Below are 25,274 nucleotides of genomic sequence, written 5' to 3'. Positions count from 1 at the left end.
GCCATTTTGCCTACTGAATGTGGCTGGATGGTTGTCAGGCAACGTTGCCAAACAGCTCTGCAACCAGGCCCAAGCGCCTCATGGCGCGGGCTTGCTGACCACCGTGCGCAGCCCGTCGATTACCTGCTGATTGCTGCGCCGCACCGCCTCTACAAAGCCCGGATAGGCCACATCGGTGATCGCCACCAACCCAAGATGCCCATTTTCGCCATCGAGCAAGCGGCCACTGGCAGGCTGATCCAGGTACTGGAACCAATGCGCACCGACGATCATCGGCTGGGCCATGGCGGCCTTGAGGAAGTTGGAATAAGCCGGGCCACGGTCTTCTTCACGCGCCAGCTCCACCGGCCCCGGCCAGAACGGCCCGCGATCGCGCGAACCGAACTGGAATTCGGACACCAGCACCGGCTTGTCCAGCTCGGCCAGGCGAGCAAAGTCGTAGCCGTCGTCAGGCTTGAGGGTATAGAAGTTGAAACTGAGCACATCGCAGAACTCGGCGCAGGCCTTGACCGCCTGCGGGCTGCTCAGGGCGAAGCGGCCACCGAGCAGCAGGTGATTGGGCGCATGCCAGCTGAGCGAGTCAGCAATGGTCTTGAAGTAAGTGTCGGCGAACACCTGTTGGAAGTACTGGTAATCGCGTTCGATTTCCGGGTGTTCGGGGTTGGGCAGCGGTGCTTCGAAGCCTGGGTCTTCCATCAGCTCCCACGCCTGCAGCTCGATGCCCCAGGCCTTGGACAGCCCTTCCTGATTGCGGTACTTGTCGCGCAGCTGCTTGAGGAACGCGCGTTTGGCCGGCACGTCGGTGGTCAGGCGCAGGGTGCCGAAAGCGAGGCCATAGCGGGCCCGCGGATCATCACCAGGTGCGGCCCAGGCGAGTTCGTTGTCGGCAAAGTAGCCGATCAACCACGGGTCATCGCGATGGTCACGGGCAGCAATCGCTACAGCACGCTCGGTGGCCATGGCAAAACGTGGGTCGAACGGATCGGGCATGCGCCCCCACCAGTCCATGCCGGTGCTGATGCTGGCGTAGTCGCCGACGATCGACAGCGGCAGGGTGTAAGGCACTCGCTTGGCCAGGCCCAGCTCAGGGTCGCTCCAGTTGCCGAGGGTATTGAAGCCCCACGCCTGCAAGCGATCCAGAGCATGCGCCTGCCAACGGGCGGTATCGATCGCCATCGGCGGGCACGCCTGGCTGGTCGGTTCGCCGGCGGCCGGGGCACAGCTTTGGCCATGGCTGCGTTGCAGGTTGGCTGCGTAGAAGTCGAACCAGCGGCCTTTCTTGAATGCGCGCCCTTGCGAAGAGGCATTGCCATCATCATTGTTGCCTTCGCCATAGAACGCGGCGAGGGGCTCGTTGACGCCGGGCAACGCAGTGAACATGCCTTCGCGGCCGGCGACATAGGTACGCCCGCCATCAGCGGCCACAGCGTTGACGCCCAACGAGAAGAACGGATGACCTTCAGGCGTCACCAGGAACCAGCGGCCATCGCGCTTCTCAGTACGGAAGAAGCCCTGAGCCTCGAACGCAGGCCCGGCCAGCAGCCCACCGTACGGGTCAAGCGCTTGCTTGCCGCGCTCGGACAGCCAGGTCTTGAGCTGCGCCTGCTCACGGCTACCAGCAGCTTTGAGCTGGTCATCGCTGACGATTCGCTCCGGCCAGCGGCCCCGCGTCGACTGGCCGTAAGCGTCGATCAGATCGGCATAGGCCGCCTTGAAGGCGAGATCGTCATCCTGCAGGCCGACCCTCTCGATCAGCAGGCTTTGCGCCACGTTGGGCTTGGGGATGCTCAGAGTCACCGAGCTGATCTGCTTCAGGTCCACCTCGCCGACACTGCTGGTCAGCAGAACGCGCTGCCCGTCGTAGGTCCACGGCATCGGTGGGCCGGCACGCATGCCTTGGCTCAGCGGCGAGCTGGCGGTAAGCGGCACCATCACCGTTTGCGCAGGCCCGGCCGGCAGGTCGATGCGGCTGGTTAGGGTGCGGCCATCGCTGCTTTGCACCGTGACGTCGACCGTCAGCGCCCAATCCATTGCACTTTGCAGGCGCAAGGTCAGGGCCTTGCCGGCCGACCAGTCCCACGCCCCACCTTGCGGGCTCAGGCCCAGGCTTGGGCGTTCCGCTGGATTGAACACGACGCGGCGCAACACCTCGCCCTCGGCGGTCTGTTCGGCGTTGTATTGCGGCATGCCGGCGTCGGCGGTGACGACATTGACCACCGAGGCCGGCCGCACGAAGCTGAACAGCGTCTGCTGCCCAGCCAGCAAGGGTGAGCAGAACAGCAGCGTGAAGACTGCGGGCAAGGTGCGTCGAATCATAGAGCTAAAGCTCTCCTTCAGGGCCGCGGGGAGCCCGTGACTGAGTAATGGACAACAGGCCGGAGCTGCACGCTCCAGCCGTCAGGAAATTTCCCGCCGAAACGGCGGTAGCGCGTTGAGGATAGCCTTGCCGTAGCGCTGAGTGACCAGGCGCCGATCGAGCAAGGTGATCACGCCGCGGTCCTGTTCGGTGCGCAGCAGGCGACCACAGGCCTGGATCAGCTTCAGCGAGGCGTCGGGTACGGAGATTTCCATGAATGGATTACCCCCGCGCGCTTCGATCCACTCGGCCAGGGCAGCCTCGACCGGATCATCCGGCACCGAGAACGGGATCTTGGCAATCACTACGTGCTCGCAGTAAGCGCCAGGCAAGTCGACCCCTTCGGAGAAACTGGCCAGGCCGAACAGCACGCTGTGCTGGCCGTCGTCGACCCGCGCCTTGTGCTTGTTCAGCGTTTCCTGCTTGGACAGGTTGCCCTGAATCAGCACCAGCTTGCGCCAGTCACGATCAAGGCCATCGAATACGTCCTGCATCTGCTTGCGCGACGAGAACAGCACCAGCGCACCCCGCGCCTCTTCAAGCATCGCCGGCAGTTCACGGATGATCGCTGCAGTGTGCCCGGCAGCATCGCGCGGATCGGCACCCAGATCAGGCACCCGCAGCAACCCGGCATCGCCGTGCACGAACGGGCTCGGCACCACACAGGTTACTGCGTCCCTTGGCAGGCCGGAGCGCATGCGGAAGCGGTCGAACTTGCCCAGCGCGGTCAGCGTTGCCGAGGTCACCAAGGCGCCATGGGCAACGCTCCACAGGCTGCGCCGAAGCATCTCCGCCGCCAGGATCGGGCTGGCGTTGACCTCGATGTCGAACAACGCACCGGTCTCGGCCAGGGTCAGCCAACGCGCCATCGGCGGGCTGTCCTCCGGGTCCTCGGCGGTGAACGCCGTCCACAGCTCCCAGTTGCCCTGAGCCCGCGTGACCAGGCTGCCGAACAGCGGATACCACTCTTCGGCCTGGTGGCTGGCGATACCGATGTTCTTCTCGCCATCCATGCCTTCCTTGAGCAGGTCTGCCAGGCGCGTGAACAGGTCGTTGAGCTGGGAAAAACCCTTTTTCAGCTCGATGCCGACTTCGCGGATATGCTCCGGTACTACCCCGCCCTCGAAGCGGTAACGTGGGCGCTCGCGGCCTTCGGTGTCTTCACCGGGCTTGAAGTCTGCAATCTGCTCACAGAGGGTGAACATGAACTGCTGCTGGGTGCGGATTTCCCGCGCCAGCTCCGGCACCTGTTCGATGTACTTGCCCAGATCGCCCGGCAGCGGGTGCTGGGCGAGCAACTTGGTCAGGTTCTTGGCCGTCTGCTCAAGCCAGTCGGCGGTCGAGCGCAGCCGCGAATAATGGGCAAAATGCCCAATCGCCTTGTCCGGCAGGTGATGGCCTTCGTCGAACACGTAAATGGTGTCGCGCGGGTCAGGCAGCACCGCGCCGCCGCCCAGGGCCAGGTCAGCCAGGACCATGTCGTGGTTGGTGACGATCACATCAACCTTGCCCATGCCTTCTCGGGCCTTGTAGAACACGCACTGCTGGAAGTTCGGGCAGTGGCGGCCGGTGCATTGGCTGTGGTCAGTGGTCAGGCGCGCCCAGTCCGGGTCTTCGATGGTCTCCGACCAGCTGTCACGGTCGCCATCCCAGCGGTTGCCGGCGAGCTTCTCGATCATGCTGTTGAACAGCTTCTGGCTGCGCTCGTCGACTTCGATATGAAAGCCTTCTTCCTCGAACAGCTGCGCAGTGGCCGACTGGGCGTGGCCTTCCTGCAACAGCACATCGAGCTTGGACAGGCACAGATAGCGGCCACGGCCTTTGGCCAGAGCAAAGCTGAAGTTCAGACCGCTGTTGCGCATCAGGTCAGGCAGATCCTTGAAGACGATCTGCTCCTGCAGCGCCACGGTAGCGGTGGCAATCACCAGGCGCTTGCCGGCGACCTTGGCAGCCGGGATGGCCGCCAGGGCGTAGGCGACCGTCTTGCCGGTACCAGTGCCCGCCTCGACGGCAACCACAGCGGGGTCACCCGAGCGTCGACCTTCGTCGTCGCAGGCAATATCGCCAAGCACTTTCGCCACTTCGGCAATCATCAGGCGCTGGCCGTAACGCGGCTTGAGGCTCTTGGCTTCGAGAAAACGCGAATAGGCGCCCTGGATGGTGACTTTGAGTTCGTTGCTGATCATGGTCTGCAGGCGCCCGAAGGGCTGGATATATTTTCAGTGTTTTGCATGGGCGGCTATCATACCTCGCTCGCGCCCTTTATGCCGCATGGAGATCCCGATGCTGAGCTTTGCCCTACCCTACACCCTGCATGTACTAGCCGCCCTGGTCTGGGTCGGCGGGATGTTCTTCGCCTGGCTGATCCTGCGCCCGGCAACGGTTGCAGCCCTGGAGGGGCCGGCACGCTTGCGCTTGTGGCTGGAAGTTTTCCGACGCTTCTTTGTCTGGGTCTGGATCGCTGTGGCGATTTTGGCGATCAGTGGTATCGGCATGTTGCACATGCGTTTCAGCGGCTTCGAGACGGCGCCCAAGTATGTGCAAGTGATGATGGGCGGAGCGATCGTGATGTTCGCCTTGTTCCTGCGCGTGCAGGCCTTGCTGCTGCCTGACTTGCGTGCCGCAGTGCAGGCCGAGGATTGGCCGGCAGGTGCTGCTGCGCTGGGGCGGATTCGCCGGCTGGTGGGTATCAACCTGCTTCTGGGGCTGGCCGTTGTGGCGATTGCCAGCCTGCGTCTCCCGCTCTGAACGGTGCCGCCGCGCCGGCCAACTGCGCGGCGGGAAGTCCGGGTTAAGGGGGCGCCGAATCAACACACCGTCTGCGCCGGCCAGGCCGGCCTGGCCTTCAACGCCCGGCCGGCCCTTGGCCCCAGCGTCGGTGCTATACACCAGACAACCCTTGCTCGCGCCACCTGCGCCAGGCTTGCCCGCAGCGCCCGGCTTGCCCGGTACACCGCCGTGCAGGCGGACGACAATGCGCTGCTCGGGGTAGTCAGCCGGCACCGCCAGACGGATTCGCCCGCCCGCTGCGCCGTCATGGCCGTTGCCACCATTGTCGCCATCAGCGCCGCGGCTGGCCTGGCCCCAGGTGCAGCCACCGGCCTTGCCATTGGCACCATCCAGGCCGACATAGCCCGGCGCACCGGCGCCACCACGGGCGTCGATCGACAACTGCTCGGCGTCCAGTGCGTGCAACTGCAGGTCAAGGCTGCGGCCGCTGTGGGCGGCGCGTTCATAGGTACCGGGCGCGCCGTTGGCGCTGATCTCGCTGCCACTGGCGAAGCGCGCCGAGCCGGCTTCGATGGTCAATTCCGTGTCGGCCGGGGCGACGGCAATGCGCGCATCCTGGCCAAGTTCCAGTTGCTCGACCTTGAGCGAGGTCAGTGACGCCGGCAACAGCAAGGTTGCCGAATCCGCCACCCGCAGGTGTTGCAGATGAACACTGCCGGCCTTGTTGGCCAGGCGCATCACCGAGTTGGCAGCAACATCCAGGCTGTCTGCCTGGGCCCATGGGCTGGCCAAGGCCACCAACAACATCAATTTACGCACGGCGGGGCGCCTCCTGAGGCTTGGGAATCGACATCACGTGAAAAATTCCTGTCAGCAAAATCTGCAGACGATCGAACCAGCGGTGGCTACGGTTGCGCAGGCTGGCGTTGAAAAACAGTACTTCGAGCATATGCAGGCCAAGCAAAAGGATGCCCGCTGCATTGATCAGGAGATTGAACGGCAGCGGCTGCGGCATCAGCAGATTGACCAGCACCACCCACCAGAACACAACCGTCAGGGCCTTGCCCAGCCCCAGGATAAATTTCATACCCCGCCCCCATCTTGTTTTTTGTCGCAACGGCCCATGCAAACGGGCCGCTGCGTCCACAGTAACGTTATCAAGGGGCACCCGCCAGACCTTGTATCAGCCCTGGCGGGGCCGCAGTAGAGTTGATCGTGCAGTTGGAGGACAGACTGCCAGGCGTCCTCCATCTGCAGCCCACGGTCAACGCTCGATCTTGATCTCGGTCCGGCGGTTCATGGCACGCCCCTCAGCAGTAGCGTTGTCGGCCACTGGCTGGGTTTCGCCGGCACCGCCTACCGACACCACACTGCTGCGCGGCACGCCGCTTTCGACCAGATAGTCAGTCACCGAATGCGCGCGGCGCTCGGACAACTTCTGGTTGTAAGTGTCGGAGCCAACGCTGTCGGTATGCCCGGTGACACTCAGTCGGGTGCTGGCCGCTTCCTGCTTGAGGCGGGTGGCGATGGTATTGAGGCGTTCCTTGTCGGCCGCAGTCAGCCGCGCCGAGTCGAATTCGAAGTGCACGTCACGGATGACGATGACTTCTTCCTTGACCACTACCACCTCTTCGATCACCGCCACCGGCTCAGGTGGGCAGCCATTGGCATCGACCTGGACCCCACGCGGGGTGCCCGGGCACTTGTCACGACTGTCCGGCACGCCATCGCCATCTTCGTCACCGTCGCCATTGGCCCAGCAATAGCCGGCCGCCAGCCCGCCGCCAAGCAGCGCGCCCCAGCCGGCCCAACTCGAGCTTTCAATAGCGCCAAGGGCAGCGCCGCCCACACCCCCGACGGCAGCACATGTCGGCCAGTCGGTTTTCTGCAAACCTGCACAACCAGTCAACACACTGGTCAGCAGCACCAAGGGTATCGCCGTGCGAACTATGCTCATCTGTTGCATCTCCTAGGGGGAATCGGCATAAGGCCGATCTGTGCCAGTAAAGACCGCGCATTCCCGATCTGCCAGCAATGAGCCATGCTGGTGTGCAGCAGCCCTTTGCCGGCAAGCTCTAGCCAGCTAGGCTGAGCGACCCTGAACGGAGATAGGCAATGACCGACGGTTTTTCCCAACGCACGCCGCAACAAGCCCTCGCCGCCTTGCTCGAGCGGGTGCAACCGCAGCGCCTGCTGCTGGTGGGCACGCGCTTCCCGGCGCTGGAGGCGTTTGCCCAGGCGCACCCGCAGGTGGTCATCGAAGTGGCAGCGCCAGGCGTACTGCCGGGGCCACTCGCGGCCCAGCGCTTCGACCTGGCGGTGCTGGTCGACTGCCTTGAGCACCTGCCCAAGCGCACCGGCCTGGAACTGCTGGCAGGCATTCGCAATCTGAATGCCAGTCGCCTGGCAGTGCTGGCCGACTTGAGCGCCTGCGGCTGGCAAGACACCGAGTTTTTCTCGCTGGCAATGTCGGCCAGCGAGAAATTCAGCCGTGAGCAACAGGTGTTGAGCCTGTTCACCTATGATCTACATGACTACAAGCAGGTCCCGGACTGGCTCAACGCCAGGTTCTGGGCCAACCCTGAAAACTTCGGCAAGTACTGGTGGTGATGTGATGAGTGTCTCGGTTTGCCCTTGCGGCAGCGGCAACCTGCTCGACGCCTGCTGCGGGCATTATCATGCCGGCACCCCGGCGCCAGATGCCCAGGCATTGATGCGCTCGCGCTACAGCGCTTACGTGCTGGGCCTGATCGATTACCTGGTCGCGACCACCCTGCCAGCCCAACAAGACGGCCTGGACCGCGCCGCGATTGCCGCCTGGAGCGCGCAAAGCACCTGGCTGGGGCTTGAGGTGGAAAGCGCCGAGGTGCTTGGCGGTCAGCCTGAGCATGCGTTTGTCACCTTCATCGCGCGCTGGCACGACGCTCAAGGCGAACACGCCCACCGTGAGCGTTCGGCTTTCGTGCAGCGCGATGGCCGTTGGTACTTCATTGACCCAACGGTCGGCCTCAAGGCCACACGCAACGACCCCTGCCCCTGTGCCAGCGGGCAGAAGTTCAAGAAGTGCTGTTCCAGTTACGTCGGTACTTGACCATGAACGCCTTCGCCCGCCTGCTCCTGACCAGCTGCATCCTGCTGCTGGCCGGCTGCGCAGGCTGGAGCGGCGAGCAATGGCGCGAACCACAGGTGCATCTGGTCAAGGTCGAGACAGTCAAGGCGCGCCTGCTGCAACAGGAGTTCGTCATTCACCTGCGGGTCGACAATCCCAATGACAGCCGCCTGTTCATCCGCAACCTGAATTACTCGGTGCGGCTCAACCAGCTGCTGCTGGTCGACGATGAGGCGAGCATCTGGCGCAGCGTCGCCGCTCACGAGGGGCGGACCTTCAAGATCACTGCCCGCACCAACCTGTGGAAGCAGCTCAAACCGCTGGCCAAGCTGCTCAAGAGCAGGCAACCGCTGCGTTATTCACTGCAGGCCGAGCTGAATACCGGGCTGATCATCTGGCGGGGCCTGCACTTGTCGCGCAGTGATGAGATAATGCCCGGCGATTTCTTACCGGAGTAACCTGCAATGACTCAGCAACCGCATGTTCATGGCCCTGACTGCAACCACGATCACGATCATCAGCATGATCATGACCACGGCCATGTGCACGGTCCACACTGCAACCACGGCCACCAGGAGCCGGTGCGCAACGCCTTGAAAGACGTTGGCCGCAACGACCCATGCCCGTGCGGCAGCGACAAGAAGTTCAAGAAGTGCCACGGCGCCTGATCTTCGCTCGCTGACCCCCGCCGCAAGCAATCGCCGCCTTTGGCCGTGATTGCTTGCGGTTGATGCTTTCCGATCCAGCCAAATCCCTTTTTGTCACACCTTGCAGGAGCCTCTTCAATGGCCGCCCCCGCTTTTCCTCCTTTGCGTCCCCGCTTCGCCAGCCTGGCGCTGCTAGGTCTGCTTGGTCTTGGCGGCTGCCAGATGAGCGCCGTGCAAGACAGCGTGCCGCCGACCACCGGCGTGCAACCGCTCAAGGGCCTCGCGCAGAACGTTTCGCTGCGACGTAATGCCATGGGCGCACCGCTGATCGAAAGCAGCAGCTTCCACGATGCACTGTTCACCCTGGGTTACGTGCACGCCGGCGACCGCATCGAGCAGATGCTCGGCATGCGCCTGCTGGCTCAGGGCCGCCTGGCTGAACTGGCCGGGCCTGAAGCGCTGGATATCGACCGTTTGATGCGTGCGGCCAATCTCAAGCAGAGCGCCAATGCTCTGTATGCCGACGCCTCTCCGCGGCTCAAGCGCTTTTTTGAAGTGTATGCGCGCGGGGTCAACGCCTACCTGTACCGCTACCGCGACAAGCTACCGGGTGAGCTCGCCCGCAATGGTTATCGCCCTGAATACTGGAAGGCCGAAGACAGCGCGCTGATCTTCAGCCTGTATGCCTTCAGCCAGTCGGTCAATCTGCAGGAAGAGCTCAGCGCCCTGACCCTCGCGCAAAAAGTCGGCAGCGACAAGCTCGCCTGGCTCCTGCCGGGTGCGCCTGACGAGCCGTTGGCTGAAGGCGAAGTCGACAAACTCAAGGGCATCAACCTGGCCAGCCAGCTGCCTGGCCTGCCTGCCCTGGCCAACGCCAGCCAGAAGCTCGCCGACCTGGGCCTGCTCGGCAGCCCGGGCTCGGCCAACCTGGCCCTCGGCCCACAACGCAGCCGCAGCGGCAAAAGCCTGCTGGCCAGCGACGGCCGCGCCGCCTGGGCCTTGAGCCCGGTACAGATCCACACCGGCAAGTATCAGGTTGCCGGGCTGTCGTTGCCGGGCCTGCCAATCGTGCTGGCCGGCTACAACGGCAAACTGGCCTGGAGCAGCAGCGCGGTCATGGCCGATAACCAGGACCTTTACCTTGAGCAACTGCGCCGCCAAGGCAACCAGGTCACTTACCTGGCCGACGGCAAATGGCTGCCGACACGTGCCCGCAGCGAGACCTTCTTCGCCCGCGGCCAGCAGCCTCTGCGCGAAGTGCTTTACGACACCCGCCACGGCACCCTGCTCGGCCAGCCTGCCGGCAGTAGCCTTGGCCTGGCCCTTAGCCTGCCGCAACTGAAGGGTGATCGCAGCCTCGACGCCTTGTTCGACTTGACCCGCGCTACTTCCGTAGAACGCGCCTTCGACAGCACCCGCGAGGTTGGCGCAGCGGCGCTCAACTTCGTTTTTGCTGAGCCACAGCACATCGGTTGGCAGGTCAGTGGGCGCTACCCGAACCGCCGTGAAGGCCAGGGCTTGCTGCCCTCGCCAGGCTGGGACGGGCGCTATGACTGGGATGGCTATGCCGACGCCATGCTCCACCCCTACGACCAGGACCCACCGTCCGGCTGGCTCGGCCATGCCAACGAGCGCAGCCTGGCCAAGGGCTACGGTATGCAGCTGTCCAACACCTGGTACTACCCCGAGCGCGCCGAGCGCCTCGGTCAGCTGGCAGGCAATGGTCGCCATGACAGCCGTAGCCTGATGGCCCTGCAAAACGATCAAGTCACCTTGTTCGCCGACAAGCTCAAGCAGATGTTCAACGCACCCGGCATGGCTCAGCCGCTCAAGCAGGCGATCGCGGCACTGCCACCTGCCCAGCGCGATAAGGCCAATGCCGCGCTGGCTCGGCTGCAAGCCTTCGATGGTCGCCTGAGTCCGGTGTCGGCAGATGCCGCGCTGTATCAGCTGTTCCTTCAGGAAGTGGCCCGACAGACTTTCCTCGACGATCTGGGGCCTGAGTCCAGCCCTGCCTGGCAGGCTTTTGTCAGCAACGCGCAGCTGTCCTACTCGGCCCAGGCCGATCACCTGCTGGGCCGCGAGGACAGCCCATTCTGGGATGACCGCAGCACCGCGCAGAAGGAAGACAAACCGGCGATCCTGGCGCGCAGCCTGGCTGGCGCGGTTGACACCGGCACCGCGCTGCTCGGCGCCGACCGCAAGGCCTGGCAGTGGGGCAAGCTGCACCAGTACCGTTGGCCAGCACCGGCCTACCACGGCCTGGGTGACAACCTCAGCCGCGCGCCAATGGCGGCCGGCGGCGACTTCAGCACCCTGGCCCTGACGCCGTACGCGTGGGGCAGCAACTTCGACACGCAACTGCCGGCTTCGGCGCGGATGATCGTCGACTTTGGCCAGGCCGAACCGCTGCAACTGCTGACCAGCAGTGGTCAGTCCGGCAACCCGGCCAGCCGTCACCACACTGACGGCCTGGACGCCTGGTTCAAAGGCCGCTTCATGAGCCTGCCACTGCAACCGCAGAACTTCGCCCGTGCCTACGGCAGTCAGCGCCTGACCCTGGTCCCAGGCAAGTAAGCCAACGCCCGACTGCCCGCACAGCCCTGTCTGTGCGGGTAACCTCAGCCAGACAATCCGAACTTCATCGCGCCAGCAACGCTCCTAGCTATAACTCCCTAGCCAGCGGCCTGCCATGGACCTCGTGATCGCTCGCCCCGAAGGCCTGTATTGCCCACCCGGTGATTTCTACATCGACCCGTGGCGCCCGGTTGATCGCGCTGTGATCACCCACGGTCACGGTGATCACTCACGCTCGGGCAACAATCACTACCTGACCGCAGCGCCCGGTGCCGGCATCCTGCGCAGCCGGCTCGGCCAGCACATCAATCTGCAGACCCTGCCCTACGGCGAACGCCTGGAGCACCACGGCGTAACCTTGAGCTTCCACCCGGCCGGGCATGTGCTCGGCTCGGCGCAGGTGCGCCTTGAGTACCAGGGCGAGGTCTGGGTCGCCTCTGGTGACTACAAGGTCGAGCCCGACGGCACCTGCGCGCCGTTCGAGCCGGTGCGTTGCCACACCTTCATCACCGAGTCGACATTCGGCCTGCCGATCTACCGCTGGCCCCCGCAAGCGGTGATTTTCGCCGAGATCAACCAGTGGTGGCGGGCCAACCGTGAGCAAGGCAAGGCTAGCGTGTTGTTCTGCTATGCCTTCGGCAAGGCCCAGCGCATCCTCTACGGCCTGGACGCCAGCATTGGGCCAATTCTGGTACATGGCGCCGTCGAGCCATTGAATCGGGTCTATCGCGAAGCCGGGGTGGCCCTGCCGGAGACCCATTACGCCGGTGACTTTGCCCGCAACGATCCGCTGCTGCGCGAGGCGTTGATCATGGCGCCGCCGTCGGCCGGTGGCAGCAGCTGGATGAAGCGCTTTGGCGACTACAGCGATGCCTTCGCCAGCGGCTGGATGCGCCTGCGCGGCACCCGCCGGCGGCGCGGGGTCGATCGCGGCTTTGTGCTGTCTGACCACGCTGACTGGCCGGGGCTGCTTTGGGCGATTGCCCAGACCGGCGCCGAACGGGTCATGGTCACCCATGGTTCGGTCAATGTGCTGGTGCGCTATTTGTCCGAGCGAGGTCTGGACGCGCGGGCCTTCGTCACCGAATACGGCGAGGAAGACGACACCCGCGAGGTGCAGCCATGAAGGCTTTTGCCGAGCTGTACCTGCGCCTGGACGGCACCACTTCGAGCAACGCCAAGTTGCTGGCCTTGCGCGAATACTTCAGCCAGGCGCCTGCGCAAGACGCTGCCTGGGCAGTGTACTTTCTTGCCGGCGGCCGGCCGCGGCAACTGGTGCCAACGCGTCTGCTACGTGAACTGGCGATTGAACTGTCTGGCCTGCCCGATTGGCTGTTCGAAGAGAGCTATCAGTCAGTGGGCGACCTGGCCGAAACCATTTCGTTGCTGCTCCCAGACAGCCTCCACGCCAGCGATCAGGGCCTGGCTGAATGGATCGAGCAGCATCTGCTGCCCTTGCGCGGCCAGCCTCAGGAAGAAGTGCGGGCCCGCCTGCCAGTGCTGTGGGCGCAACTTGACCGGCAGAGCCTGATGCTCTGCCTGAAACTGATCACCGGCAGTTTCCGCGTGGGCGTGTCGAAACTGCTGGTCACCCGCGCGCTGGCGCAGTTGGCCGATCTTGATGCCAAGCGCGTGGCCCAGCGCATGGTCGGCTATACCGATCTCAGCCATAAACCGACCCCGGCCAGCTACCTCAAGCTGATCGCCGCCGAGTCGGCCGACGAGCACAGCCAGCGCGGCGGCCAGCCGTATCCGTTCTTTCTGGCCCACGCGCTGCAAGCGCCGACCGAGCAATTCGACGCCCTGCTCGGCCCGGTCAGCGACTGGCAGGCGGAGTGGAAGTGGGACGGCATCCGCGCGCAGGTAGTCAAACGCGAGGGCCAGTTGTGGATCTGGTCGCGTGGCGAAGAGCTGGTAACCGACCGTTTCCCCGAGCTGCACAGCCTGGCCAGCAGCCTGCCGGACGGCACCGTGCTCGACGGCGAGATTCTGGTGTGGAAGCCCGGCTCCAGCAGCGAGGATGTCGCCGTGCAGCCATTCGCCCTGCTGCAACAACGCCTCGGCCGCAAGACCCTGGGCAAGAAGCTGCTCGGAGATGCGCCAGTGGTGCTGCAGGCCTACGACCTGCTCGAATGGCAGGACCACGACTGGCGCAGCCGCCCGCAGCACGAACGGCGTGCGCAGCTGGAGCAGGTGGTCGCCGACTACCCGCAGGCGCCGCTGCTGCTGTCACCGCTACTGACCGGCGACAGCTGGGCCAACCTCGCCGAACAGCGCGAAAAGTCGCGCAACCTCGGTGTCGAGGGGCTGATGCTCAAGCAGCGCGACGCGCTTTACGGGGTTGGCCGGACCAAGGACATGGGCCTGTGGTGGAAGTGGAAGATCGACCCGTTCAGCGTCGATGCCGTATTGATCTACGCCCAGCGCGGCCATGGCCGACGTGCGAGCCTCTACAGTGACTACACCTTTGCCGTGTGGGACGCGCCAGCAGGCACGCCCGGACGTGCCTTGGTGCCGTTCGCCAAGGCCTATTCAGGCCTCAGCGATGAAGAAATGCGCAAGGTCGATGCAATCGTGCGCAAAACCACCGTGGAAACCTTCGGCCCGGTGCGCAGCGTCACCCCGACGCTGGTGTTCGAACTGGGCTTTGAAGGCATCGCCCTGTCCAAGCGGCACAAGAGCGGCATCGCCGTGCGCTTCCCGCGGATGCTGCGCTGGCGCCTGGACAAGCCGGTCGAGGAAGCCGACGACCTGGCCACCTTGCAGGCCCTGCTGAGCTAAAACAGTGGTCGGGATATGCCTGCGCACATGCGCAACGCTGAAGTTTGTGCTTCTATCTTCAGTCGCAGCCCGATCATCAATCAGCGCCCAGGACCCCCATGCACCACTCGACCCACAGCCTGCTCAGCCCCGCGCCCGGCATCAGCCGGCACCTGCACAGCTTCCTGTTCGGCCCGGCCGGCGCCGGCAAAGTCTATATCCAGGCCTCGCTGCATGCCGACGAGTTGCCCGGCATGCTGGTCGCCTGGCACCTCAAGCAGCGCCTGCTCGAACTGGAACAGCAAGGCCTGTTGCGTCAGCAGGTCCTGCTGGTGCCAGTGGCCAACCCATTGGGCATCGAGCAAGTGCTGCTGGATGCGCCGATGGGCCGCTTCGAGCTGCACAGCGGAGAGAACTTCAACCGCAACTTCGTCGACCTTTCGGACACCATTGGCGACCAGGTCGAAGGCCAATTGACGCAGGACCCGCAGCACAACCTCGAGCTGATCCGCGAGCACCTGCGCCGGGGCCTGGACGCACACCCGGTACGTACCGCGCTGCAGTCCCAGCGCCTGTGCCTGCAACGGCTGGCGTGCGATGCCGACATGGTCCTCGACCTGCACTGCGACTTCGAAGCGGTCGAGCACCTGTACACCACGCCGCAGGCCTGGCCGCGGGTCGAGCCACTGGCGCGCTACCTCGGGGCGCAGGCCAGCCTGCTCGCGACCGACTCGGGCGGGCAGTCGTTCGATGAGTGCTTCAGCCTGGTCTGGTGGCAATTGCAGCAGCGCTTCGGCAAGCGCTACCCGATCCCCGACGGTGGTATTTCGGTTACGCTGGAGCTGCGCGGGCAGGCCGACGTCTGCCACGCGCTGGCGACCAAGGACTGCCAGGCGATCATTGACTTCCTCACCCATGCTGGCGTTATCGAAGGGCAACCGGCCGAATTACCGGCGCTGCTCCATCCGGCAACGCCACTGGCCGCGGTGGAACCCGTCAGCACACCCCACGGCGGGCTGCTGGTATTCCATGCCAAGCCCGGCCAATACCTGCAAGCGGGGCAACTGATTGCCGAAGTGATCGACCCACTCACCGATCAGGTCAGTTCGCTGCGCAATCAACAGGCAGGGCTGCTGTATGCCCGTAGCGTTCGGCGCATGGCCACCAGCGGCATGGTCGTCGCCCACGTGGCGGGCGAGCAGATTTGCCGCAGCGGTTACCTATTGGGCAACTGACGGGTAAACCAATCGGCACGCGCGGCGGTCTGTAGAAGCACAGCCTCTGACGGATCCCGCGCATGCCCGCCACGACCGACCTTGCCAACGCCTGGTTTGCCACGCGTGGATTCAAGCCCTTTGCCTTTCAGCGTCAGGTCTGGGCCGCCGTCGAGCGTGGCGAGTCGGGGCTGGTGCATGCCAGTACCGGCTCGGGCAAAACCTACGCGGTATGGCTGGCCGCCCTGCGCGCCTATGCGCGGACGGCCAACCCGACCGGCAAGCCGGCGCCGTTGCAGGTGCTGTGGATCACGCCGATGCGCGCCCTGGCAGCAGATACCGCGCGGGCCCTGCAGGCGCCGCTGGATGACCTGGAACTGAACTGGAACGTCGGCGTGCGCAGCGGGGATACCAGCTCGGCCGAGCGCGCCCGCCAGGCCCGGCGACTGCCCAGCACGCTGGTGACCACTCCAGAAAGCCTGACCCTGTTGCTGACCCGCGCCCAGGCCCATGAAGACTTTGCGCAGCTGCGCATGGTGGTGGTCGACGAATGGCACGAGCTGCTCGGTAACAAGCGTGGCGTGCAGCTCCAGTTGGCGCTGGCGCGCTTGCGCCGCTGGCATCCCGGGCTGGTGGTGTGGGGGCTGTCGGCGACGCTGGGCAACCTCGAACACGCCCGCGATGTACTGCTGCCCGCCGGCGGCTCGCTGGTCAAAGGCCGTCAGGACAAGCGCTTTGTCGTCGACACATTACTGCCGGAGGCAATCGAGCGCTTCCCCTGGGCCGGTCACATGGGCCTGAAAATGCTCAAGCAGGTCAGTGCCGAAATCGACGCCAGCGAAAGCTGCCTGGTCTTCACCAATACCCGCGCGCAAGCCGAGCTGTGGTATCAGGCACTTCTCGAGCACCGCCCTGACTGGGCCGGCTTGATCGCCCTGCACCATGCCTCATTGGCGCGCCAGACCCGCGACTGGGTCGAGCGCAGCCTCAAGCAGGGCTCGCTCAAGGCGGTGATCTGCACGTCAAGCCTGGATCTGGGGGTGGATTTTCTGCCAGTCGAGCGGGTACTGCAGATTGGCTCGGCCAAGGGCATCGCGCGTTTGATGCAGCGTGCGGGTCGATCTGGGCATGCGCCCGGGCGCGCCTCGCGGATTACCCTGGTGCCGACTCACAGCCTGGAGCTGGTCGAGGCCGCCGCTGCTCGGCATGCCCTGACCGCCGGCCAGATCGAGGCACGCCAGTCGCCGCGGCTGAGCATGGATGTGCTGGTGCAGCATCTGGTCAGCATGGCGCTGGGCAGCGGCTTTCGCCCAGCAGAACTGCTCGAGGAAGTGCGCAGCACCTGGGCTTTTCGCGAACTGCGCGACAGCCAGTGGCAATGGGCGCTGGATTTCGTCTGCCACGGCGGCAGTTCGCTGACGGCCTACCCTGACTACCAGCGCGTCGAAGCCCACGCCGATGGCATCTGGCGCGTGGCCAACGAGCGCCTGGCGCGGCGCCATCGGATGGGCATCGGCACCATCGTCAGCGATGCCAGTATCCAGCTCAAATACTGGAGCAAGGGCGGCGGTGGCAAACAGCTGGGCAGCGTAGAGGAATCGTTCATCGCGCGCCTCAAACCTGGCGATACGCTGGTGTTTGCCGGCCGCGTGCTGGAACTGGTGCGGGTCGAGAACATGACCGCTTATGTGCGCCGCAGCACGGCACGCAAGGCGGCGATTGCCCGCTGGAATGGCGGCCGTATGCCGCTGTCGAGCGAACTGGCGGACGCCTTGGTCGAGCGCCTGGATGCCGCAGCCCACGACCACTTCGATGGCCCGGAAATGCGCGCCGTCAGGCCACTGCTGGCATTGCAGGCGACCTGGTCGGCGCTGCCCACCCAGCACACCCTGCTGGCCGAGACATTCACTTCAAGACAAGGCTCGCACTTGTTCCTGTACCCATTCGCCGGGCGCATGGCCAACCTGGGTCTGGCCAACCTGATAGCGTGGCGCGTGAGCCGGGTGCAGCCGCTGTCGGTGTCCATCGCGGTCAATGATTACGGCTTCGAGCTGGTCAGCCCCAGCTCGGTCGACTGGGCCACCTATCTGCCGCTGGCGCTGAGCACGGATGGTCTGCTCGAAGATGCCCTGGCCAGTTTGAATGCGGGAGAAATGGCGCTACGGCGCTTTCGCGAAATCGCGCAGATTTCCGGGCTGGTGTTCGGCGGCTACCCGGCCGCGCAGAAGAGCACTCGACAGATTCAGGCCTCCAGCGGATTGTTCTACGAGGTATTTCGCAAGCACGACGCCGACAACCTGTTGCTCGGCCAGGCGCGGGATGAGGTGTTGCGCGAAGAACTGGAAATCGAGCGGCTGCATCGGCAGCTGCTCAAACTGAGCACGTTGCGCCTGGACCTGCACGACCTGCGTCGCCCCGGGCCGTTGGCTTTTGCGCTGTTGGTAGAGGGCATGCGAGAAACCCTCAGCACCGAGAAATTGGCCGACCGTATCGCGCGAATGGTGGCGGATCTGGAAAAAGTCGCTGACGCACCCAAGGGGCGAACCCGACGCGGGAGCTGAGCCTCGCCCTGAATACAAGGACTGATATGCAGCATCTGGAAATCGAACACTGCGGCGAAACGCTCTGGCTGCTGCCAGACAAGGCGATTTACTGGCCAGCGCAGCGAGCACTGCTGGTCGCAGACGTACATATCGGCAAGGCGGCAAGCTACCGCGCATTGAATCAGCCGGTGCCGCGCGGCACCACCGATGCCACCCTCGCTCGCCTTGATGCACTGCTTACCGAGCATGCTTGCGAGCAATTGATTGTTCTTGGCGATTTTTTGCACGCCCGCCACGCACAGGCGCCAGCGATCATCGCCAAGCTCAAGGCCTGGCGCGAGCGGCATGCTCAGGTGCAGATGATACTGGTGCGCGGCAACCATGACCGCCACGCCGGCGACCCGCCAGCAGAGCTGAATATCGAGATCAGGGAAGAGCCATGGCTATACGGCCCGTTTGCCCTGCAGCACGAGCCCACGGCAAATCCCCCGCATACGGTGCTCGCCGGGCATGTGCATCCAGTTTACGTATTACGCGGCAGGGCTCGGCAACGGCTGCGCTTGCCGTGCTTTCTTATCAATGACCAGGTCTGCCTGTTGCCCGCATTCGGAGAGTTCACCGGCGGATGGACGGTCGAACCCGACGCAGCCACCCGCGTGTTTCTGGCAGGGGCTGAGCGGGTCTGGGCAGTGCAGCGTTAATTACGCAACAGGCGTGGGCGGAGGTTCGTCCGGCTGGGTCGGTACGCCCGGCTCGGTCGGCTGCGGTGGCTGCGGGCTGTCCGGGTCCGGCTGGCCCGGCACCCCTCCTGCCTGCACAGGCAGTGGTGGCTGCGCCAACAGCGACCAGGCCAGCAGGCCGATCTGGTTGGGCTGGAGATGAGCCAGCTGGGCACTGACAGTGGTATGGAGTTTCATAGGCAGCTCCTTACGGGGGCCGGCGTACGTCATGCACGCCGTAACTGTTACCCCGTTGGAGTGCCTTGCGGGCAACTAATTCCCCGCGCTCGTCGGCTCAGGTCCGCGGCAGGGTGACGCCACGCTGGCCCTGGTACTTGCCGCCACGGTCTTTATAAGAGACTTCGCACTCTTCATCAGACTCGAGGAACAGCATCTGCGCCACGCCTTCGTTGGCGTAGATCTTTGCCGGCAAGGTGGTGGTGTTGGAGAACTCCAGGGTCACATGGCCTTCCCACTCCGGCTCGAGCGGGGTGACGTTGACGATGATGCCGCAGCGCGCGTAAGTGCTTTTGCCCAGGCAGATGGTCAGCACGTTGCGCGGGATGCGGAAGTACTCGACGGTGCGGGCCAGGGCGAACGAGTTCGGCGGGATGATGCAGACATCGCTTTTTACGTCGACAAAGCTGCCGGCATCGAAGTTTTTCGGGTCGACGGTGGCCGAATTGATGTTGGTGAAGACCTTGAATTCGTCTGCGCAGCGCACGTCGTAGCCGTAGCTGGAAACGCCGAAGGAAATCACCCGGCTGGCTTCGTCACCGCGCACCTGGCGCTCAACGAAGGGTTCGATCATGCCGTGTTCCTGCGCCATGCGGCGAATCCACTTGTCTGATTTGATGCTCATGGCGGGTGTCCTGAAGGCTGCAAGGTAAAAAACGAGATGCGCATCTTACCGGTCCTGGCCTGCGGGTTAAAGTTCCCCGGCCGGATCCCGCGCCAGACGGGGCTTGCAGCCGCCGCCGATCCGATTTTGAGCAAAGCCGCGTTTGGCCATTGGCAGGCTGAAGAAAGTGGGGTATGGTGACGTCACTGTGCTGCACGTGACACCGAGAACTCTAGTTAGATGCACGATCCCAATCTGCCCATCGCTGAATTTTCCGACTCTTTGCACTCAGTCCGGCCAGGGCATTTCCTGCGCCGATAATTACTTTGTCCAAGGAGACAGACACATGTCCAACCGTCAAAACGGTACCGTCAAGTGGTTCAACGATGAAAAAGGCTACGGCTTCATCACCCCTCAATCGGGTGACGACCTGTTCGTGCACTTCAAAGCCATCCAAGCTGACGGCTTCAAAACTCTGAAAGAAGGCCAAGCCGTAACTTTCGTCGCTACCCGCGGCCAGAAAGGTATGCAGGCTGAAGAAGTTCAACTGGGTTAATTCCAGCTGGCTTCAAAAAAACCCGCTTCGGCGGGTTTTTTTATGCCTGCAATTTAGCTATCGGACCAGCGTGAACGGCATCCCCGCTTACGCAGGGATGCCGAAAAATCAGTCTTCGCTGATAGTGATGCTCGGCATGGCAGGGGCGGCTGCTTCCTGCAGCACGATGCGCGCACCGACCTGCCGTGCCAGCTCCTGGTAGACCATGGCAATCTGGCTTTCCGGCTCGGCAATCGCAGTCGGCTTGCCGCTGTCGGCCTGCTCGCGAATCAGCATCGACAGCGGCAGCGACGCCAGCAGGTCGACACCGTATTGCGAGGCCAGCTTGGCACCGCCGCCCTCACCGAACAGGTGCTCGGCATGGCCACAGTTGGAGCAGATGTGCACGGCCATGTTCTCCACCACCCCAAGCACCGGGATGTTGACCTTGCGGAACATCTCCACACCCTTGCGCGCATCGAGCAGGGCCAGGTCCTGCGGCGTGGTCACGATCACCGAGCCAGCCACCGGGACTTTCTGCGCCAGGGTCAGCTGGATATCGCCAGTGCCAGGCGGCATGTCGATGACCAGGTAATCCAGATCATCCCAGGCCGTCTGAGTCACCAGTTGCAGCAGGGCGCCGGAGACCATCGGCCCGCGCCAGACCATCGGCGTGTTGTCATCGGTCAGGAATGCCATCGACATCACTTCGACGCCGTGCGCCTTGATCGGCACAAACCACTTCTGCTCACGAATCTGCGGTCGAGTGCCTTCGGCGATACCGAACATCACGCCCTGGCTTGGGCCATAGATATCGGCATCGAGAATACCCACCCGCGCCCCTTCACGCGCCAGCGCCAAGGCCAGGTTGGCCGAAGTAGTCGACTTGCCTACGCCACCTTTGCCCGAGGCAACGGCGATGATGTTCTTCACGTTGGCCATGCCAGGCACTTGCGCCTGGGCCTTGTGTGCGCTGATCACGCAGTCGATCGAGACCTTGGCCGCAGTCACGCCCTCCAGGTTCTCGACAGCGGTCTGCAATACCTGCGCCCAGCCATGCTTGAACAGCCCGGCGGCGTAGCCCAATTGCAGCTGCACGCTGACCTGGCTGCCCTGGATGTCGATCGCGCGTACGCAACCGGCGCTGACCGGGTCCTGGTTCAGGTAGGGATCGGTGTACTGACGAAGCGCGGCTTCGACATCGGCACGTGTGACGGCACTCATGGAGGCTCCCATAGGCAAGATCTGAAGGTGAAACAGGCGCCTATGCTAACCCGTCAATCGTCAGCAGGTACGTCGATGGGGTGAAATATATTCGCTGTCGCTTTATAGTGGCCGATCAACTTTGTATCCCGTCTAGCCAGAGTAATAGCCGAGCCACCATGTCCGAGCCACGTCAGATTCTCGTCACCAGCGCCCTGCCCTATGCCAACGGTTCCATTCACCTTGGCCATATGCTCGAGTACATCCAGACGGACATGTGGGTTCGCTTCCAAAAGCTGCGTGGCAACCAGTGCACCTACGTCTGCGCCGACGACGCCCACGGCTCGGCGATCATGCTGCGCGCCGAAAAGGAAGGCATCACCCCCGAGCAGTTGATCGCCGACGTGCAGGCCGAGCACAGCAGTGACTTCGCCGAATTCCTGGTCGACTTCGACAACTTCCACTCGACCCACAGCGATGAAAACCGCGAACTGTCGAGCATGATCTACACCCGCCTGCGCGACGCCGGGCACATCGCCAACCGTTCGGTCACACAGTACTTCGACCCGGAAAAAGGCATGTTCCTGGCTGACCGCTTCATCAAGGGCACCTGCCCCAAGTGCGCGGCGGAAGACCAGTACGGCGACAACTGCGAGAAGTGCGGCGCAACCTACGCCCCGACCGAACTGAAGAACCCCAAGTCGGCGATCTCTGGCGCCACGCCAGTACTCAAGGACTCCAAGCACTTCTTCTTCAAGCTGCCTGACTTCCAGGCCATGCTGCAGCAGTGGACCCGCAGTGGCACCCTGCAGGACGCGGTAGCCAACAAACTCGCCGAGTGGCTCGACTCCGGTTTGCAGGAGTGGGACATCTCCCGCGACGCACCGTATTTCGGTTTCGAAATCCCGGATGAGCCTGGCAAGTACTTCTATGTCTGGCTGGACGCACCCATCGGCTACATGGCCAGCTTCAAGAACCTCTGCGCACGCCGCCCGGAGCTGGACTTCGATGCGTACTGGAAGGCCGACTCGACCACCGAGCTGTATCACTTCATCGGCAAGGACATCGTCAACTTCCACGCCCTGTTCTGGCCGGCCATGCTCGAAGGCGCAGGCCTGCGCAAGCCGACCGCGATCAACGTGCACGGCTACCTGACGGTCAACGGCGCGAAGATGTCGAAATCGCGTGGAACCTTCATCAAGGCGCGTACTTACCTCGACCACCTGGCGCCGGAATACCTGCGTTATTACTACGCCGCCAAACTTGGCCGCGGCGTCGATGACCTCGACCTCAACCTGGAAGACTTCATCCAGAAGGTCAACTCCGACCTGGTCGGCAAAGTGGTGAACATTGCCAGCCGTTGCGCAGGCTTCATCCACAAAGGCAATGACGGTGTGATGGTCGGCGGTGACGCTGCGCCTGAACTGACCGAAGCCTTTGCCGTCGCCGCGCCATCGATCGCCGAAGCCTACGAGGCACGCGACTTTGCCCGCGCCATGCGCGAAATCATGGCCCTGGCCGACCGCGCCAACGCCTGGATTGCCGACAAGGCACCCTGGTCGCTGGCCAAGCAGGAAGGCAAGCAGGACGAGGTGCAGGCCATCTGCGCCCAGGGCGTCAATCTGTTCCGCCAGCTGGTGATCTTCCTCAAACCGGTGTTGCCAGTGCTGGCAGCAGACGCCGAGGCCTTCCTCAACGTCGCGCCGCTGCGCTGGGACGATCACCAGTCACGCCTGGAAAACCATCAGCTGAATGCGTTCAAGCCACTGATGAGCCGCATCGAACCGGCCAAGGTCGAAGCCATGATCGCCGCCAGCAAGGAAGACCTGCTCGCCTCCCAGGCCCCCAGCGCCCCTGCTGGCAATGGTGAACTGAGCAAGGATCCGCTGGCTGCGGAAATCGAATTCGACACCTTTGCCGCAGTCGACCTGCGCGTAGCCCTGATCGTCAAAGCCGAAGCAGTACCGGGTGCAGACAAGCTGCTGCAACTGACCCTGGACATCGGCGACGAGCGTCGCAACGTGTTCTCCGGGATCAAGTCGGCCTACCCTGACCCATCGCTGCTGGAAGGCCGCCTGACCATGATGGTAGCCAACCTCAAGCCCCGCAAGATGCGCTTCGGTATCTCCGAGGGCATGGTCATGGCCGCCGGCCCTGGCGGCGAAGAGATCTATCTGCTCAGCCCGGACAGCGGCGCCAAGCCAGGCCAGCGCATCAAGTAAGCAACAACGCCCCGGCCAAGTGCCGGGGCGCTGTTTTGGCCCACATGGCCAGCGACCAGCCTCCCCGCCTCAAACGAGAGCCTAGCCTTTCATGAACGCCGCCAAACGCCTGGAGATCTTTCGTCGGCTGCACGAAGACAACCCAGAGCCCAAGACCGAACTCGCCTACACCACACCGTTTGAATTGCTGATTGCGGTGATCCTGTCAGCACAGGCTACCGATGTCGGCGTCAACAAGGCCACGGCGCGCCTGTATCCGGTTGCCAATACACCCGAGGCAATCTACGCCCTCGGCGTGGACGGGCTGAGCGCCTACATCCGCACCATCGGCTTGTACAACAGCAAGGCGAAAAACGTCATCGAAACCTGCAGGCTGCTGATTGAGCAGCATGGCAGCGTGGTCCCCGACAACCGCGAAGCACTCGAGGCGCTGCCAGGCGTGGGCCGCAAGACCGCCAATGTGGTGCTCAATACTGCGTTCAGGCAGCCCGCCATGGCCGTCGACACGCATATCTTCCGCGTCAGCAACCGCACCGGGATCGCCCCTGGCAAGACCGTGCTGGAAGTGGAAAAGAAGCTGATGCGCTTCGTTCCCAAGGATTACCTGCTCGACGCTCACCACTGGCTGATCCTCCACGGCCGCTACGTATGCCAGGCGCGCAAGCCACGCTGCGGCAGCTGCCGCATCGAAGACTTGTGCGAATACCGCCTGAAAACCTCGGACGATTGAGCCGATAGGCAAAAACCCCCTTGCCTGATTGAAAAAATCTTTTTTACCAGACCAGAGATTCTCGTTATAAGGTCGGCCAATGGCCCCTTGGCTTGGAGTAACTCATGAGCACTGACAAAGAAGACCTGGTGATCGATGACGATCTGGTACTGAGCACCGATGACGAGCCGGAACCGCGGGTAGAAGTTGCCAAGACCAACCTGGACAAGCGTCGCACCATTGACAACTTGCTGGAGGAACGACGCCTTCAGCGGCAACTCGCCGATTACGACTACGACCTGTAACACCACGATCTGAAAACAGGCCGACCCTCAGCCTGCTCAGGCCAGCCCGTGACGCTGGGCAAGCTCGATCAGATCGACCAGTGAGCGAGCATTGAGCTTGAGCAGCAGCCGGGTTTTATAGGTGCTGACGGTCTTGTTGCTGAGGAACATGCTTTCGGCGATGTCCTTGTTGCTCTTGCCCCTGGCCAACTGCTGCAGCACCATCATCTCGCGCGCCGAGAGGCGCTCGACCATTTCCGTCTCGGTGCCACGGCTGATGGTACTCCGGGCCTTGTGCAGAGCCTGGTTGGGGAAATAGCTGTAGCCTGAGAGCACCGCCTTGATGGCACTGAGCAATTCAGTCAGCTCCTGCTGCTTGCAGACATAGCCCGCTGCGCCAGCCTGCATGCAGCGCATGGAGAAATGCCCAGGCGCTTGCGACGTCAGCACCAGCACTTTGCTGCCGGGGCTGGCCAGGCCAATGCGGCCAATCACCTCGAGCCCATCGAGCTTGGGTATACCGATGTCCAGGACCACGATATCTGGCAGGTAGTCCCGGGTCAGTTGCAGCGCATCGACGCCGTTGTCGGTTTCTGCCACTACGTCATAGCCATGCCGCTCCATCAGCATGCGCACAGCAAGGCGAATGACCGGGTGATCATCCACGATAAGCACTTTATTCATGCGATATCCATTGATTTGTTTTTTTATCCAGGCACCACCATAACCGAGCGCAAAGCCAAATAGCGCAAGGGTTGGGGCCCGCAGGACACGCAGAGATGGAACCTACATCAATCAAGGAAATTTCCTACAAACTGGCGCCTT

At 63.4% G+C, this 25,274-nt stretch carries 23 protein-coding genes and 1 pseudogene; 15 read left to right on the top strand and 9 right to left on the bottom strand.

Annotated features, from left to right (window positions below; genetic code table 11):
* Positions 1 to 78: 78 nt before the first annotated feature.
* Positions 79 to 2,316 carry a beta-agarase gene (locus ACQZ2L_RS16525; protein ID WP_430327001.1) on the bottom strand — a complete coding sequence of 746 codons (2,238 nt, stop codon included), beginning with the start codon at positions 2,314 to 2,316 and terminating at the stop codon, positions 79 to 81.
* Between the two features lie 81 nt (positions 2,317 to 2,397).
* Positions 2,398 to 4,542 carry an ATP-dependent DNA helicase DinG gene (dinG, locus tag ACQZ2L_RS16520; protein WP_430327000.1) on the bottom strand — a complete coding sequence of 715 codons (2,145 nt, stop codon included), beginning with the start codon at positions 4,540 to 4,542 and terminating at the stop codon, positions 2,398 to 2,400.
* A gap of 97 nt (positions 4,543 to 4,639) precedes the next feature.
* Between dinG and ACQZ2L_RS16515 the strand changes: the two genes are divergently transcribed.
* Complete coding sequence (locus ACQZ2L_RS16515; protein WP_430327021.1) at positions 4,640 to 5,104, top strand: CopD family protein; 465 nt, start codon at positions 4,640 to 4,642, stop codon at positions 5,102 to 5,104.
* A gap of 45 nt (positions 5,105 to 5,149) precedes the next feature.
* On the opposite strand, the pseudogene ACQZ2L_RS16510 reads toward ACQZ2L_RS16515, so the two are convergent.
* From ACQZ2L_RS16510 to ACQZ2L_RS16500, 3 genes and pseudogenes are all read right to left on the bottom strand, one after another.
* Positions 5,150 to 5,905, bottom strand: a pseudogene (locus ACQZ2L_RS16510) (collagen-like protein); the annotation flags it as partial.
* Positions 5,898 to 6,173 (bottom strand): DUF1145 domain-containing protein, encoded by a 276-nt coding sequence (locus ACQZ2L_RS16505; RefSeq protein ID WP_101321814.1) that lies wholly within the window; start codon positions 6,171 to 6,173, stop codon positions 5,898 to 5,900. The pseudogene ACQZ2L_RS16510 and the gene ACQZ2L_RS16505, both read right to left, overlap by 8 nt.
* Positions 6,174 to 6,350: 177 nt before the next feature.
* A complete protein-coding gene (locus ACQZ2L_RS16500; protein ID WP_430326999.1) occupies positions 6,351 to 7,043 on the bottom strand; it encodes an OmpA family protein in 693 nt (230 codons plus the stop codon).
* A 158-nt stretch (positions 7,044 to 7,201) separates the two neighbouring features.
* On the opposite strand from ACQZ2L_RS16500, the gene ACQZ2L_RS16495 reads away from it, so the two are divergent.
* From ACQZ2L_RS16495 to pdeM, 10 genes are all read left to right on the top strand, one after another.
* The gene (locus tag ACQZ2L_RS16495) at positions 7,202 to 7,696 is read left to right on the top strand and encodes a DUF6231 family protein (protein ID WP_430326998.1); all 495 of its coding nucleotides are present in this window, start codon (positions 7,202 to 7,204) and stop codon (positions 7,694 to 7,696) included.
* 4 nt (positions 7,697 to 7,700) lie between these two features.
* A complete protein-coding gene (locus ACQZ2L_RS16490; RefSeq protein WP_101321817.1) occupies positions 7,701 to 8,177 on the top strand; it encodes a YchJ family protein in 477 nt (158 codons plus the stop codon).
* Positions 8,178 to 8,179: 2 nt separating this feature from the next.
* Positions 8,180 to 8,653 (top strand): LEA type 2 family protein, encoded by a 474-nt coding sequence (locus ACQZ2L_RS16485; protein ID WP_430326997.1) that lies wholly within the window; start codon positions 8,180 to 8,182, stop codon positions 8,651 to 8,653.
* 6 nt (positions 8,654 to 8,659) lie between these two features.
* On the top strand, positions 8,660 to 8,863 hold the full coding sequence (locus ACQZ2L_RS16480; RefSeq protein ID WP_101321819.1) for an SEC-C metal-binding domain-containing protein: 204 nt from the start codon (positions 8,660 to 8,662) through the stop codon (positions 8,861 to 8,863).
* A 117-nt stretch (positions 8,864 to 8,980) separates the two neighbouring features.
* Complete coding sequence (locus tag ACQZ2L_RS16475; protein WP_430326996.1) at positions 8,981 to 11,419, top strand: penicillin acylase family protein; 2,439 nt, start codon at positions 8,981 to 8,983, stop codon at positions 11,417 to 11,419.
* A gap of 115 nt (positions 11,420 to 11,534) precedes the next feature.
* Positions 11,535 to 12,545: a ligase-associated DNA damage response exonuclease gene (locus ACQZ2L_RS16470; RefSeq protein WP_430326995.1), complete on the top strand. Its 1,011-nt coding sequence runs from the start codon at positions 11,535 to 11,537 to the stop codon at positions 12,543 to 12,545.
* Positions 12,542 to 14,200, top strand: coding sequence for an ATP-dependent DNA ligase (locus ACQZ2L_RS16465; protein WP_430326994.1), 1,659 nt, complete (start codon positions 12,542 to 12,544; stop codon positions 14,198 to 14,200). The genes ACQZ2L_RS16470 and ACQZ2L_RS16465 overlap by 4 nt, the downstream gene beginning before the upstream one ends.
* A 98-nt stretch (positions 14,201 to 14,298) precedes the next feature.
* The gene (locus tag ACQZ2L_RS16460; protein WP_430326993.1) at positions 14,299 to 15,414 is read left to right on the top strand and encodes a succinylglutamate desuccinylase/aspartoacylase family protein; all 1,116 of its coding nucleotides are present in this window, start codon (positions 14,299 to 14,301) and stop codon (positions 15,412 to 15,414) included.
* 62 nt (positions 15,415 to 15,476) lie between these two features.
* Positions 15,477 to 17,954, top strand: a complete 2,478-nt coding sequence (locus ACQZ2L_RS16455; protein ID WP_430326992.1) for a ligase-associated DNA damage response DEXH box helicase — start codon at positions 15,477 to 15,479, stop codon at positions 17,952 to 17,954.
* 26 nt (positions 17,955 to 17,980) lie between these two features.
* A complete protein-coding gene (gene pdeM / locus ACQZ2L_RS16450; RefSeq protein ID WP_430326991.1) occupies positions 17,981 to 18,637 on the top strand; it encodes a ligase-associated DNA damage response endonuclease PdeM in 657 nt (218 codons plus the stop codon).
* Here the strand turns inward: pdeM and ACQZ2L_RS16445 are convergent, their stop codons facing one another.
* Positions 18,638 to 18,853 carry a hypothetical protein gene (locus ACQZ2L_RS16445; protein WP_430326990.1) on the bottom strand — a complete coding sequence of 72 codons (216 nt, stop codon included), beginning with the start codon at positions 18,851 to 18,853 and terminating at the stop codon, positions 18,638 to 18,640.
* Positions 18,854 to 18,950: 97 nt separating this feature from the next.
* Positions 18,951 to 19,517 (bottom strand): dCTP deaminase, encoded by a 567-nt coding sequence (dcd, locus tag ACQZ2L_RS16440; protein WP_101321827.1) that lies wholly within the window; start codon positions 19,515 to 19,517, stop codon positions 18,951 to 18,953.
* 325 nt (positions 19,518 to 19,842) lie between these two features.
* On the opposite strand from dcd, the gene ACQZ2L_RS16435 reads away from it, so the two are divergent.
* Positions 19,843 to 20,052, top strand: a complete 210-nt coding sequence (locus ACQZ2L_RS16435) for a cold-shock protein (RefSeq protein ID WP_101321828.1) — start codon at positions 19,843 to 19,845, stop codon at positions 20,050 to 20,052.
* A gap of 108 nt (positions 20,053 to 20,160) precedes the next feature.
* Here ACQZ2L_RS16435 and apbC read toward each other — a convergent pair whose 3' ends face one another.
* The gene (gene apbC, locus ACQZ2L_RS16430; protein ID WP_430326989.1) at positions 20,161 to 21,255 is read right to left on the bottom strand and encodes an iron-sulfur cluster carrier protein ApbC; all 1,095 of its coding nucleotides are present in this window, start codon (positions 21,253 to 21,255) and stop codon (positions 20,161 to 20,163) included.
* A 158-nt stretch (positions 21,256 to 21,413) separates the two neighbouring features.
* Between apbC and metG the strand changes: the two genes are divergently transcribed.
* The 3 genes from metG (at position 21,414) to ACQZ2L_RS16415 (ending at position 24,470) form a co-directional block, all read left to right on the top strand.
* Positions 21,414 to 23,456, top strand: coding sequence for a methionine--tRNA ligase (metG, locus tag ACQZ2L_RS16425; RefSeq protein ID WP_430326988.1), 2,043 nt, complete (start codon positions 21,414 to 21,416; stop codon positions 23,454 to 23,456).
* 91 nt (positions 23,457 to 23,547) lie between these two features.
* Positions 23,548 to 24,186: an endonuclease III gene (nth, locus tag ACQZ2L_RS16420; protein WP_430326987.1), complete on the top strand. Its 639-nt coding sequence runs from the start codon at positions 23,548 to 23,550 to the stop codon at positions 24,184 to 24,186.
* A 104-nt stretch (positions 24,187 to 24,290) separates the two neighbouring features.
* Positions 24,291 to 24,470, top strand: a complete 180-nt coding sequence (locus tag ACQZ2L_RS16415) for a PA3496 family putative envelope integrity protein (protein ID WP_101321832.1) — start codon at positions 24,291 to 24,293, stop codon at positions 24,468 to 24,470.
* A 36-nt stretch (positions 24,471 to 24,506) separates the two neighbouring features.
* On the opposite strand, the gene ACQZ2L_RS16410 is transcribed toward ACQZ2L_RS16415, so the two are convergent.
* On the bottom strand, positions 24,507 to 25,133 hold the full coding sequence (locus tag ACQZ2L_RS16410; protein ID WP_430326986.1) for a response regulator: 627 nt from the start codon (positions 25,131 to 25,133) through the stop codon (positions 24,507 to 24,509).
* Between the last annotated feature and the right edge of the window lie 141 nt (positions 25,134 to 25,274).

Origin of the sequence: Pseudomonas shirazensis, from assembly GCF_050496565.1 — a bacterium.
Taxonomy (GTDB): Bacteria; Pseudomonadota; Gammaproteobacteria; order Pseudomonadales; family Pseudomonadaceae; genus Aquipseudomonas; species Aquipseudomonas shirazensis_A.
The sequence above is the reverse complement of the archived record's forward strand: the minus strand, read 5'-3'. Positions and strand labels throughout refer to the sequence as shown.